This is a genomic window from Pseudofrankia coriaricola (assembly GCF_001854805.1).
In the GTDB taxonomy this organism is placed as follows: domain Bacteria; phylum Actinomycetota; class Actinomycetes; order Frankiales; family Frankiaceae; genus Pseudofrankia.
The window spans coordinates 1-12,370 of sequence record NZ_MBLO01000229.1; the positions used below are offsets into that span (position 1 = coordinate 1).

Consider the following 12,370-nt stretch of genomic DNA (forward strand, 5'->3'; position numbering starts at 1 on the left):
TTCGGAAGGGATAACCGCTGAAAGCATCTAAGCGGGAAGCTCGCTTCGAGATGAGGTCTCCCACAGGGTTAACCTGGTAAGGCCCCCGAGAGATGATCGGGTTGATAGGCCAGATGTGGAAGCACAGCAATGTGTGGAGCTGACTGGTACTAATAGGCCGAGGGCTTGTCCTACAAAGATGCTACGCGTCCACTGTGCGGTTCCCGAGGAACGGCAGACCACCCCCCACTCGCCGTGGGGGGAGTGGTGTCGATAACTCGATAGTGTTTCGGTGGTTTTGGCGGAGAGGGTACGCCCGGTCCCATTCCGAACCCGGAAGCTAAGTTCTCCAGCGCCGATGGTACTGCTCGGGAGGCCGGGTGGGAGAGTAGGTCACCGCCGAACAATCATTGACGGAAGGCCCGTCGTCCCCCAGAGAACACTCTGGCGCGGACGACGGGCCTTCCGCATATCCACCCTTCTACCCAACTGGCGGGTCGACAGGTCGCGGCGTCCCAGGTGCCATCGGCGGAGGTCGACCGGCCAGCGACCAGCCCGTCGGCCGCGAGCCCCCAGACGAGTTCCGGCTCTAGCGGGCTCGGGTCAGCCGATGGGTGGCCAGATAGCGGCGTGCCAGGTGCCGTCGGCGGAGGTCGACTGGCCGGCGACCAGCCCGTCGGCCGCGAGTCCCGTCGGATCGACGGCGAGGCCCCCGAGAGTCCCGAGCACGACGATCCGGCCGTCGTGCCACAGGTAGCCGCCCGGTGAGGCGGTCGGACCCGTCAGGGCGGACACGAGAACGTCGCCGCGGTCATCGATGTCGACGACGAGGTCGGCGTCGGCGATTCCGAGCCGGGTGGGCTTGGCGTCCGCCGTCGCGGACCACACGACGACGTCGCGGGAGGAGCCGGACGGGTCCGCGACCACTCCGGCGACCTGGCCGGAATGGTTGATTCTCACCGGTCCAACGCCGTCGGCGCCCGCGGCGAGCGCGGTCATGGTGCCGGACTGCCAGCGGAACGCCGGTCGGAAGATGGGATGGGCGCCGGACGGGGAGTCCTGGTCGTCCAGCACCAGCCCGGCGATCTGGCCCGCGTCGTTGATTCCCGTGACCACGGGATGCGTCGTGGGCCCCGTGTCGAATGTCGTCAGCCTGCCCTGGTCCCAGAGAAAGCCATGCGGGCTCGTCCCGGAGTCCTCGAACGCCAGTCCCACGACCTGCCCGGCCTCGTTCAGATAGAGGTTGTGCTCGTTGAGGTCGGGGTCCACGCCGAGATCGACGGTCGTGGTCCCGTCGGTCAGGTAGGCCCGGGCGGTCGTCGCGCGGTCGGTCCCCTGGGCGGTGCCGGGCCGGCTGGCCACGGCGACGGCGGTGACCTGGCCGCGGTCGTTGAGGTCCTCGGGGATGACCTGGCCGCCGTGTACCGGCAGGACCGTGCTGTGCCCGTCCTGCCAGCGCACCAGGCTCGGGGGCTGATGCCCGGCCGGATCCGCCACGACCCCGACGACCTGGCCGGCGTTGTTCAGCAGGCTCGGCTCGATCGGCGCGCCGTCGTGCGTCAGCGGGATCGGCCGGGCACCGTGGGCCAGGTAGTAGAACTCGGCACCGGCCGGGCCGGCGCGTCCGACCACCATGGCACCGCTGTCGTTGACGGCGCTCACGGACATGACCGTGGCGAGATCCGGCGCCGCCGCGACAGCCGGCCGCACCGCCGGTGTGGCCTGGCTCGGTGACGTGGCTGGTGGTGGCGTCGCGGTATCCGTGTCCGCGCCGCAGGCCGCCAGGACCACGACGGCCACCAGTGCCGGGAGCGCCAACGCGACGCGTGGCCCGCCGGACGCGCATTCCCATTCGGTTCGAGCGGGACGGCCCCGCGGTCCAGGAACGGTCGCCATGGGCATTGCCTGACCTCTCGCGCGGCCGGACTCGCGTCGACGTCCCGGTCCCACCTCCGCCTCGGGAACTGTCGGGCCATGCTCAGCCCGCCAGGTCGAGGGCCGGTACGGCCGCCGGCAATCGCGGTCACGGCGTCGAGCCCGGTGGCCACATTGTGCCCGGCGGGCGGCGCGGGCGGCGCGGGCGGCGCGGATCTGTGTCGGGTGACGGCGGGTGTCCCGCGGCCGGGCCGAACCCGCACGAGAATCACGCGAGAATCGCACCGGTCCGCGGGACGGCCCCGGTCACGCGATGGTGACGACCACCTTGCCCCGGGTGTGGCCGCCTTCGACGTGACGCAGGGCTTCCGCGGCGTCAGGGAGCGCGTAGGTACGGTCGAGTACCGGAGCGAGCTTCCCGCCCTCGATGAGCTCGGTGAGGGCCTCCAGGTCGGCTCGTCGAGGTTTCCAGATGAACGGTCGGATCCGCTGGCGGACGACCGTGTTGAGCGCGAACCCGCGCGGGAAGTTCGTGACGGCGCCGAACACCTTGCCGGGTTTCCCACCGCTGTTGATGACAAGCGTTCCCGTCGGCGTCAGCACGCGCCGCAGCCGACGCAGCGGCCGGTTGCCGACGTTGTCCAGGATGGCGTCGTAGCGTTCGGGCTGGTCGAGGAAGTCCTCGGCGGTGTAGTCGATGGCACGTACGGCTCCCAGGGAGCGCACCAGCTCGGCGTTGCGGCCGCTGCACACGCCGGTGATCTCCGCGCCGAGCGCGGCCGCGATCTGGACCGCGAACGTGCCGATGCCGCCCGCGGCGCCGTTGACGAGCAGGCGCTGCCCGGCCCGCAGCCGGGCGATGTCGCGGACCGCCTGCAGGGCCGTCAGGGCGGCCAGCGGGACGGCGGCCGCCTCCTCGAAGGTGAGGCCCGCGGGCTTGGGCACGAGTGCCTCGCGTGGCGCGGCCAGCGCATACTCGGCGAGCGCGCCGGCGCACAGACCGAGCACCTCGTCACCGGGCCGCAGGTCGCGCACGTTCGCCCCCACCACCTCGACGACTCCGGCCGCGTCGATCCCGGGAACCCGGGACTTCGGCCGTCGCAGGCCCGTGCCGCCCATCAGACGCGCGAAGTACGGGTCGCCCCGCAGCATGTGCCAGTCGTAGGGGTTGAGCGCCGCGGCACGTACCCGTACCAGCACGTCGTCGGGGCCAACCCTCGGCACGTCGACATCGGCGAGCCGCAGGACCTCGGGCGCGCCGAACCGTTCCTGGACGATCGCCTTCACCGGCCGGCTCCGGCGACGGACACCCGGCGCGTGGCGGCCCCATCCGGGCGGGCGCGCAGGGCCACCGACCCGCCGAGCATGACGGTGCTGATCAGGGACTGGGCGACCCACCACCCGCCGACCTGGTGGTGTTGCCAGGCAGGGCACAGCGCGCAGAGCGCGACCAGGCCGGCGCCTCCGTAGGTGGCCGGGCCAAGTCCCCAGCGCCGTCCGGCCAGGAGGGCGGTGACCGCGACCGCGAGCAGCCCCAGGGAGACGGCGGCGGCGACGTCGGCCCAGGCCGGCTGCGTCGGCGGCCGTGCCTCCGGACCTGGCTGGATCGCCGCGATCACCGCGAACCCGGCCACCAGCGCCGCGCCCCACAGCCGTGTCCGAACGGTCGTCGCGCTGGCTTCGCGCGCCACCGGACGCCGCGGCACCGACTCGGCCGTGTACCAAGGCTCGGCCGCTCGTCCCGGTTCGGCCAGTCGCTCGGCTCCGGCTGGCCGCTCGACGGCGTGGTGCGTCTCGTGCGCCCTCGCTATGGGCTCGGTCTGGATCTCCTCGGTCCATGTGGCGGGCCGGGCGTCCATCCGCGGGTCGCGGCGTGTTGCCTGGAATGGCAGCGTCACCACGTTCGTTCGTAGCCTTGCCGCTGTCGGCCCTGTCATTGGTGTCCGCCTCCTGCACTTGGCTGGCTGTGCCCTCCTATGACCGTCCTCTGTCGACGTCGAGCCATCGTTGAAGATCTGTTGAGCTACGGTTGAAGGGGCCAGCTCGTTGGCGGGCGGAAGACTCGGTGGGCACCGCGTCGGCGAGCACTGCGTACGCCACGACGGTGCGGCGCACAGGAAGACGGTGCGGCGCACATGAAGGAGCGGTGAGCACGGTGACGGCCCAGGCCCACGAAGGCCAGCCTGATGCGCGGGTCCACCTGCTCGGCGGGGTCCGCGCCGTGACCGGCCGAGGCGAGCCGGTGGCGGTCGGGCCGCCGATGTGCCAGACGCTGCTCGCGGCGCTCGCTCTCTCGGCCGGGACGGCGGTACCGGTGTCCCGGCTGGTCGACCTGATGTGGGGCGCGGACCGCCCGCGTACCGCCGAGAGGACCCTGCACTCCTACATCACCCGCCTGCGCCAGGCGCTCGGCGCCGGGACGATCGCGACCGTCGGCGCGGCCTACCGTCTCGACCTGCCGGCTGACGCCGTCGACGCGCTCCGCTTCCAGCGGCACGCCGACGCCGGTGACGCCGCCGCGGCGCTCGCGGAGTGGACGGGCCCGCCGCTCGCCGGCCTGCACGTCGCCCCCGGGCTGGCCGCGGTCCTGGACGGGCTGGAGGAACGCTGGCTCGCGACCGTGGAGCAGGAGCTCGCGGGCCGCGTCGAGACGGACCCGGTGGCGTCGGTCGGGCGACTGACCGAGCTGACCGCCGGCCACCCCACCCGTGAGGGGCTCTGGGCGCTGCTGATGACGGCGCTGTACCGCGCCGGCCGGCAGACCGACGCGCTCGCCGCCTACCGGACCGCCCGCCGCCACCTGGTCGAGCACCTCGGTGTCGAGCCGGGTCCGAGGCTGCGCGAGCTCGAGGCGATGATCCTCGGCCAGGACGACCGGCTGATCGCGCGCGGGTCCCCCGGGGGGCCACGCCTTCCGGCCGAGGACGGCCGCCCCGGGAACCTCCCGCTTCGGCTCGGTCGGCTGATCGGCCGTGACCAGGACCTCGAGACCGTCCGCCTGGCCCTGTCCGCCTGGCCGGTGGTCACGCTGATCGGGCCGGGAGGCATCGGCAAGACTAGGCTGGCGGTCGCCGCGGCCAGCCGGGAGGACGATGAGGACGGCGTCTGGCTCGTCGACCTGGTCGAGGTCGGTTCGTCCGTCGACGTGCCGCGTGCCGTCGCCGGAACCCTTGGTGTCAAGGAGAAGGCCGGGCGAGAGCTGACAGAGGCCATCGTCTCGGCCCTGCGCCCGCGCCGGGCCCTGGTCGTCCTGGACAACTGCGAGCACGTCCTCGACGGCGCCGCGGCCCTCGCCCAGGCCCTCGCCGACGGCTGCCCGGGCACGCGGGTGCTCGCGACGTCACGGGAGCGCCTCGGCCTGCGCGACGGCCACGAGAAGATCGTCCCCGTCGGCCCGCTCGAACCCGACGGCCCTGGCGTCGAACTGTTCCGGGAACGCGCGGCCTCGCTCTCACCGGGCTTCGGCCCGGCGGCCACCGACGGTGTGGTCACCGCGATCTGCCGGCGTCTGGAGGGAGTTCCGCTCGCCATCGAGCTCGCCGCCGCCCGGACGACGACGCTCGCCCCGACGGAGCTGCTGAACCGGCTCGACGACCAGCTTCGACTCCTCGTCGCCGTCGGCGGCGGTGGGCGTGCCAGCGCCCGCCGGCACCGCGCGATGCGGGCGACCGTCCAGTGGTCGTACGACCTGCTCGCCCCGGCCGAGCGGCTGTTGCTGCGCCGCCTGGCCATCTTCGTCGGCACGTTCGACCTGGCCGCGGCCGAGGCCGTCGCCGCCGACCCCGAGACGGCGCGGACCGTGACGGCCGACCCCGGGACGGCGGAGCGCCTGACGGCCGGCCCAGCCCCGGCCGAGGAACTGCTGGCCGGCCTGGTCGCCCGTTCGATGGTCGTGGCCGAGCCGGGTGTGGCTGGCCGGCGTTTCCGGTTCCTCGAGCCGATCCGCCAGTTCGCGGCCGAGAAACTGGCCGAGGCCGGCGAGACCGACCTGATGGCCGCGCGTCACGCCGCCTGGTGCGCCGAGCGGGTGGGCGTCATCCACCGGCTGCTGACCGGTCGCGGCGAGGCGGCGGGCACCACGCACCTGGACGACCTCTGGCCGAACCTGCGGGCGGCGTTCGACTGGGCCGGCGGCCATGCGGACCGTCATCTCGCGCACGCGCTCGTCCGCCCCCTCGTCACCGAGATCCCGCGCCGCAACCGGGCGGAGCTGGGGGACTGGGTCGAACGTCTGCTTGCCATGACCCCGTCGCACGACGCCGACCTCGTCGCCTTCGGACTGACCTGGGCCGGCCAGCGCCACAAGCTCGCCCAGGACCCGGTCGCGTTCGAGCGCCTGGTCGCCCGGTACGGCCCGGGAGGCACCGGCGCCGCACCCGGCGTCTCCGGCGTCTCCGCTGACGGCGTCTCCGCTGACGTCGACGCCGCTGACGTCGACCGCGCTGACCGCGCCGTCGTCGTCGCCGACGGGTTCGTCGACGTCGCCGTGCGGCACGCGCTGGCGTCCGTGCACCAGGACTTCCGCGTGCTCGGGGAGCTTGCCCCGGTGGTGATCGCCCGGCTCCGGGCCCGCGGCGAGGACGACCTCGCCGAACACTTCGAGCTCGACGTCGGCGCGTCGATGATCTTCGGCGGCCGGTTCGAGGACGGTGACGCGTTCGTCGACGCGCTCGCGAAGCGCTACGGCGCCGACGGTCCACCGACGCTCCTGAACATGGCGCTCGTGCTGCTCGGCTACTCCGCCCTGCTCCAGCGCAGGCAGGAACGCGCCGAGGCGCTGCTCGCCGCGGCTATCGCCGTCGAGGTGCCGGAACGCACCCACTCACCGAACCGGTGCGTGGAAGCCCGCGCCTACTTCCGCCGCGGCGAGACGGCCCGGGCCTTCGCGATCCTGCGCGCTCACATCGACGAGCTGCTCGACACCGGCAACATGCAGGGCATCTGCGTCACGGCCGTCGAGTTCGTCAACATGATGGTCCAGGCCGACCGCGTGGCCGACGCCGACCGCGTCCTGCGCCATCTCGACCGCACCGCGCCCTACTGGGCCACCCTGGTCGCCGACGCCCGCCACACCATCGCCACCACCCTCCGGGCGGCCCCATCCCGGGCCCACCTGCCCACGCCCGACCTCGACGACCACCAGGCCCTCGAGTACATGCGCTCGGTCCTCACCGAGCTCGCCCCGGCCGCCCGGGGATGACGGAACGGTCCGACGTCCGGCCCGGCCGTCGGCCTGGCAGGTCCGGTCAGGTGGCCTGGCGGACCTTGGCATAGTGGCGGGCGGCTCGGGCCCGGTTGCCGCAACCGGCCGAGCAGTAGTCCCGCCGCGGCGCGCCGTGGACGAAGTAGAGCACGCAGCCCGGGCCCTGACAGGCCCGTACCTCGTCGCGGGCGGGTCCGCCGAACAGTGCCACCGCCTCGTCGGCCAGCGCGGTGAGCACGAACGCGACGGATGGGCCCGCGCAGCTGGCCACGACCCGGGGCTCGGGGTCTACGCGCAGCTCGCGCCACCACGGGGTTCGTCGGGCGAGCCGGTTGAGGGCCGCGACCGCGTCAGGATCAGGCTCGCGGCCGTTCGCCGCCGCGTCCGCCAGCGACCGGACCGTGTCGCGTAGCTCGCGGGCTGTCCGAAGGTCGTCCTCGCCGATGCCGACCAGGTCCTCGTCGGCCAGGACGACCGGGAGCCGTGGACGGATCGCGCGCAGCCAGCCGACCAGGTCCGGCACCGTCCGCAGGCCGTCGCGTGGACGGCCCCGCACGGCGAAGGTCGTGTTGCCCAGCTCGATCACCGGCGGCTCGCCGAGCATCGGAGCGCCGCCGGGCGCGGGACTGGCCTGTTCCATCAATCTAACGCTACCTCCGGGTTGACGCCGTTAGAAAACTGGGTCATCTTCTAACGGTGGTAGCACGGCGGTGCCGTGAGAACGGTCGATCAACGCGTCGGAGGTATACATGGGCAACCCTGGGCCGCAGACCGGCCACGTCGGTCTGAACGTGACCGACCTGACCCGCTCGACCGCCTTCTACCAGCGGGTTCTCGGGCTCGAGCGGATGGGCGGGCAGGCCGACGGCGACCGCAGGTTCGCGTTCCTCGGCCGGGACGGCACGCTCGTCCTCACCTTGTGGCAGCAGAGCGAGGGGGCGTTTCCGACGGGGCTGCCCGGGCTGCACCACCTGTCCTTCCAGGTCGCCGACCTCGACTCGGTCCGCGAGGCGGAGGCGGTGCTGCGCGAGATCGGCGCCCGGCCCTTCCATGACGGCGTCGTCGCGCATGGCGAGGGCGCCTCCTCCGGCGGGGTCTTCTTCGCCGACCCCGACGGCATCCGGCTGGAGATCTTCGCGCCGGTCGGTGTCGAGGCCGCGCCCGTGCCCACCCAGGGTGCGCCGACCTGCGGCTTCTTCTAACAGCGGCGAACCAACCCGACCAGGCGGAAGGAGCCGGTCATGCTCCACTCGGGCGAACGCGCGGTCCAGGCACGCGTGGGCCTGCCCCCCGACCCGCGCGGATCGGCCGTCGTCGGCGCCACCATCCCGACGGTGGCCGCGGACTTCCTCGGGCAGCAACGGATGCTCCTGCTCGGAGCCGCTGACGAGGCAGGCGCCGTCTGGGTCAGCCTGCTTACCGGCACGGCCGGTTTCGTCGCGGCGGTGGACGAGGAGACCATCGTCGTCGACGCCCTGCCCGCGGCCGGGGATCCGCTCGTGGGCGCCTTCGCCACCGAGCGGGACGTGGGCCTGCTCGCCCTCGACCCGGCAACCCGCAGACGGATGCGGGTCAACGGGAAGGCCCGCCGGGACGGAGGCCGGCTGATGGTCCACACGGAGCAGGTCTACGCGAACTGTCCGAAGTACATCCAGCTCCGTCACCTCGCGCGGGACGACGTCGCGGCGCCGCGCGGGCCCGTCTCGGTGAGCCCCGCGCTCACCGCCAGCCAGCGGCGCTGGCTCGCCGAGGCCGACACGTTCTTCGTCGCGACCCGGGTCGCCGGCCTGGGCGCGGACACCTCACACCGGGGCGGGAACCCGGGCTTCGTCACGGTCGCCGACGACCGGAGGCTGACCTGGCCCGACTACCGCGGCAACTCGATGTACATGACGCTGGGCAACCTGGACCTCGATCAGCGCTGCGGCCTGCTCTTCCTCGACTGGAACCACGGCCACACCCTGCACCTCACCGGCCGCGCCCGGGTCGACTGGGACCCCGTGCGGGCCGCGGCGGTGCCCGGCGCGCAGCGTCTCGTCGACTTCGAGGTGGAACGGGTCGTCGAGATCGCCGCGGCCAGCCCGCAGCGCTGGTCGTTCGACGGCTACTTCCGGCTCAACCCTGCCTAGCGGTCGGAGGTGAGGTGCGCCCCAGCCCAAGCCCGGTCAGGTGATCCGGGCGCGGTCACGCCAGAGGGCGAGAACGGAGCGGTCGCCGACGACCTCGATCCGGTCGGTGTCCCGGCGGTTCCACAGGAACAGGTAGAGATCGGAGGCGGCGCCACGGATCGTGCACTCGGCGTCGGCACCGGCGTCAGCGGTGGGGGAGGTGGCGTCGGCGGGCTGGCGGCTCACCTCGCGCGTGTCGGGCCCGATCCGGATCGTCCAGCCCGCGTCGGCGTCCGTGCAGCGCACCGCCAGCGCGACGGGCCGGGGCGAGACCAGTCCCCGGTGCCGCCGGGCGTAGAACCCGGCCAGCAGCTCGTCGATCCCGTCCGCCCCGAAGCCCGGCGGTACGGACGGCCCGTCTACCGGCTCGGCGCCCGCGGCACCCTCCGCGCCCGCCCGCCTGGCGGTTGCGAGCGCCAGCTCGGCGTCGACCCGGTGCACGGCCGTCTCGTGGGCCTGCCGGCGCGCCCAGAAAGCCAGCGGTGACGGCGCTGCCGGCCACAGCGTCCAGCAGGACAGGCCGGGGCCGGCGCCGTCGAGCGCGTCGACGAGCGCCGCGTGCCCATAGCGGAACCAGCCCAGCAGGGCGTCGTCCGGCTCGGCCGGCATGCCGTCCCCCTCGATGTGGGCGGGTGACGGGTTGCCGGTGCGCAGGTAGGACGTCGCCCAGCGGTGGACGCGGCCGGTGTGGGCCAGCAGGTCGCGCACCCGCCAGCCTGGCGCCGGGGGCACCTCGGCGTCGAGCCCAGCGGCGGACGCCGCGGCGGCCATCCGGTCGCCCTCCCGGCTCAGCGCGTGGATGTGTTCGCTGATCCGCACCTCGTGCTCCCTCCCGCCCTCTCGCCGCCCTTCCAGACGAGCCACCGTGTGACCTGGCCGTGCCGGCACTGGCGAGTTCAGCCGCTGATCGTGGGGATCTCGGCGCGGCGGCTGGCCAGCCGGGCGGCGGCCCGCGAGACCGCGGCGGTCGCGAAGGCGCGGATCACCGGGTGGACGCGGGCGGCGTCGGCGGCCAGCTCCGGCTGGAAAAGGGTCGCGAGGAAGAACGGGTGGTCGGCGAGCTCCAGGACGCGCACCTCGCCGTCGTCGTCGATACCGGTGAAACGCAGGCCGCCGGCGCGCAGCCGGTCGAGATAGTCGTCCGAGACGCCGTAGGAGCAGTAGTAGCGCTCCGTGCTGCGCTCCACGCCGAGCACCCACTCGGCCAGCGAGCCGCGCTCGATCCGCACGCCGCCCTCATGCCCCCGCAGCGAGCAGGCCAGCGGCACGATGACCAGGTCGGCGGCGTCTGGCGTCACCTCGGCGTGGGCTACGTGGCCGAGGCCGCAGACGTTGCGGGCGAACTCCAGCACCGCGTGCTGGAAGCCGCCGCAGGTGGCGAGGAACGGCACACGGGCCTCGCGGGCGAAGCGGACCGCCTCGACGGCGCCCGCCTCGCTCGCGTACGGGCTGCCCGGCACCAACCAGATCGCGTCGAAGCCGTCGAGCGTGCCGGGACGCTCCGTGTCGGTGGTCGGGACCCAGTAGGCGTCGAAGGCGAGCCCGTCACGGGCGCGCAGCTGGCGGATGATCGTCGGGATGCGGCCGTGCGCGGCGACGTCGGCCGAGCGGTCACCGACGAGGGCGACGCGGGCCGAGGCGGCGACGACGGCCTGAGTGGCGGCCGGGGTGGCGGCCAGAACGACGGTCGGGGCGGCGGTCGGGGCGGCGGTCGGGGCGGCGGAGGTCATGTATCGATCGTGACCAGCTGTCTGATTCAGGTCCAACGATAATTGTTGGTATATGGATAAGGAACCCTGATACTGGCGGCGCGGGCGGACGGGACGGAGGAGTGGCATGGACCTGACGCTGCTGCGGACGTTCACCGCGGTGGCGCGCGCCGGCTCGTTCTCCGCGGCGGCGCGTGAGCTCGGCTACACCCAGAGCGCGATCTCCCAGCAGATCGCCGCGCTCGAGGCCTCGCTCGGCGGCATCCCGCTGCTGACCCGCCGGCCCGTTGCCCCCACCGGTGCCGGCGCCCGCCTGCTCGAGCACGCCGAGCCGCTGCTGCTGCGAGCCTCCGCCGCCCGGGCGGACGTCCTACGGGCCGCGGGCGGCCCGCCGGACCATCTGCGGGTCGCGGCCTGCCCGCTGGCCATGCCGCGGCTCGCGGCCGCCTTCGGCGAGATCACCGCGACGATGCCGCGCCTCGACATCACGATCTCGGTCGCCGCCCGCGACGACGTCGCGACCGAGGTCGCCCGCGGCGCCTGCGAGCTCGGCCTCGCGGTCGGCCTCGCCGTCCTCGGCGACCCGCTGCGGCTGCCCGACGTCGGCCCGCTGCGGTCGGCGCTGACCGGCACCGAGCCGGTCAGCGTCATCCTGCCCGCCGACCATCCGCTCGCCGGCCGCCCCGGCCTGCGCCTGGCGGACCTGGCCGACGCCCGCTGGTTGGACGCTCCCGCGGCGGCCACCCCCGCCGACGACGTGCGCCGCGCCGCCAGTGCCGAGAACCTGCTGCACTGCGCGCGCTACACCGGCACGGACCTGGCCGGGCTCGCCGCGCTGGTGGCCGCCGGCGCAGGCCTCACCCTCCTGCCCGCCTGGGCCGTCTCCGGCCACCCGGGCCTCGCCGCCGTCCCGGTCACCGCGCCTCAGCTCGTCTACCGCACCGAGCTCCTCTCCGGGGTCACCGTCGACAACGGCCCCGCGGGCCGCGCGCTGGCCACCCTCCTCGGCGGCTGACGCCCGGTCCGCTCTCTCCGACGCGCCCGGTCGGGCCTGGTGGGCGGGCACCAACGTGCCTACCGGCGGGCAGGCGCGCGGCGCGCCGCCGGGCTGTTCGTAGGATCGGGATCCCCGGCGGGGCAACGATGACCGCGGCGACGACAGCGGAGAGGTCCACGGATGTTCGACAACCTGAAGGATCTGGCGGGCAAGGCCGGCGACCTCAAGGAGAAGGCGGAGGACCTCGCCGACGAGCACGGCGACCAGATCAACGACGGGCTGGAGAAGGCCGGGGACTTCGTCGACGACCGGACCGGCGGCAAGCACGGCGACAAGATCGACACGACCGTCGACAAGGCGCAGGACCTCGTCGACAAGCTCGGCGGCCAGGACTGATCTCCCGCCTGGCGACCGCCGCCACGGTCGCCAGGCGGGTTTG

At 73.7% G+C, this 12,370-nt stretch carries 11 protein-coding genes and 2 rRNA genes; 7 read left to right on the plus strand and 6 right to left on the minus strand.

The window, feature by feature from the left end; all coding sequences use genetic code 11:
• Both BCD48_RS28825 and rrf read left to right on the plus strand, forming a co-directional pair.
• A 23S ribosomal RNA gene (locus BCD48_RS28825) occupies nt 1-173 on the plus strand; the annotation flags it as partial.
• Nucleotides 174-267: 94 nt separating this feature from the next.
• A 5S ribosomal RNA gene (gene rrf / locus BCD48_RS28830) occupies nt 268-384 on the plus strand.
• A gap of 198 nt (nt 385-582) precedes the next feature.
• Here the strand turns inward: rrf and BCD48_RS28835 are convergent.
• The 3 genes from BCD48_RS28835 to BCD48_RS28845 form a co-directional block, all read right to left on the minus strand.
• On the minus strand, nt 583-1,881 hold the full coding sequence (locus tag BCD48_RS28835) for a hypothetical protein (RefSeq protein ID WP_131804120.1): 1,299 nt from the start codon (nt 1,879-1,881) through the stop codon (nt 583-585).
• A gap of 279 nt (nt 1,882-2,160) precedes the next feature.
• Entirely contained in the window at nt 2,161-3,141 is a 981-nt protein-coding gene (locus BCD48_RS28840; RefSeq protein ID WP_071051546.1) for an NAD(P)-dependent alcohol dehydrogenase, read from the minus strand.
• Nucleotides 3,138-3,752, minus strand: coding sequence for a hypothetical protein (locus BCD48_RS28845; protein WP_071051547.1), 615 nt, complete (start codon nt 3,750-3,752; stop codon nt 3,138-3,140). The genes BCD48_RS28840 and BCD48_RS28845 overlap by 4 nt, the downstream gene beginning before the upstream one ends.
• Before the next feature lie 248 nt (nt 3,753-4,000).
• Between BCD48_RS28845 and BCD48_RS28850 the strand changes: the two genes are divergently transcribed.
• Nucleotides 4,001-7,054 (plus strand): AfsR/SARP family transcriptional regulator, encoded by a 3,054-nt coding sequence (locus tag BCD48_RS28850; RefSeq protein ID WP_071051548.1) that lies wholly within the window; start codon nt 4,001-4,003, stop codon nt 7,052-7,054.
• Between the two features lie 46 nt (nt 7,055-7,100).
• Here BCD48_RS28850 and BCD48_RS28855 read toward each other — a convergent pair whose 3' ends face one another.
• Entirely contained in the window at nt 7,101-7,697 is a 597-nt protein-coding gene (locus BCD48_RS28855; protein ID WP_116271702.1) for a CGNR zinc finger domain-containing protein, read from the minus strand.
• A gap of 109 nt (nt 7,698-7,806) precedes the next feature.
• Here BCD48_RS28855 and BCD48_RS28860 point away from each other — a divergent pair, with 109 nt between their 5' ends.
• Nucleotides 7,807-8,259: a VOC family protein gene (locus BCD48_RS28860; protein WP_071051549.1), complete on the plus strand. Its 453-nt coding sequence runs from the start codon at nt 7,807-7,809 to the stop codon at nt 8,257-8,259.
• A 39-nt stretch (nt 8,260-8,298) separates the two neighbouring features.
• Nucleotides 8,299-9,186: a pyridoxamine 5'-phosphate oxidase family protein gene (locus tag BCD48_RS28865; RefSeq protein ID WP_071051550.1), complete on the plus strand. Its 888-nt coding sequence runs from the start codon at nt 8,299-8,301 to the stop codon at nt 9,184-9,186.
• A gap of 36 nt (nt 9,187-9,222) precedes the next feature.
• Here the strand turns inward: BCD48_RS28865 and BCD48_RS28870 are convergent, their stop codons facing one another.
• A complete protein-coding gene (locus BCD48_RS28870) occupies nt 9,223-10,044 on the minus strand; it encodes a maleylpyruvate isomerase family mycothiol-dependent enzyme (protein ID WP_071051551.1) in 822 nt (273 codons plus the stop codon).
• A gap of 77 nt (nt 10,045-10,121) precedes the next feature.
• Nucleotides 10,122-10,955: a CTP synthase C-terminal region-related (seleno)protein gene (locus BCD48_RS28875; protein ID WP_241842060.1), complete on the minus strand. Its 834-nt coding sequence runs from the start codon at nt 10,953-10,955 to the stop codon at nt 10,122-10,124.
• 106 nt (nt 10,956-11,061) lie between these two features.
• Here BCD48_RS28875 and BCD48_RS28880 point away from each other — a divergent pair, with 106 nt between their 5' ends.
• Together BCD48_RS28880 and BCD48_RS28885 are read left to right on the plus strand one after the other, a co-directional pair.
• Nucleotides 11,062-11,949, plus strand: a complete 888-nt coding sequence (locus BCD48_RS28880; RefSeq protein ID WP_071051552.1) for a LysR family transcriptional regulator — start codon at nt 11,062-11,064, stop codon at nt 11,947-11,949.
• 162 nt (nt 11,950-12,111) lie between these two features.
• Nucleotides 12,112-12,327, plus strand: a complete 216-nt coding sequence (locus BCD48_RS28885; RefSeq protein WP_071051553.1) for an antitoxin — start codon at nt 12,112-12,114, stop codon at nt 12,325-12,327.
• The last annotated feature ends 43 nt before the right edge of the window (nt 12,328-12,370 follow it).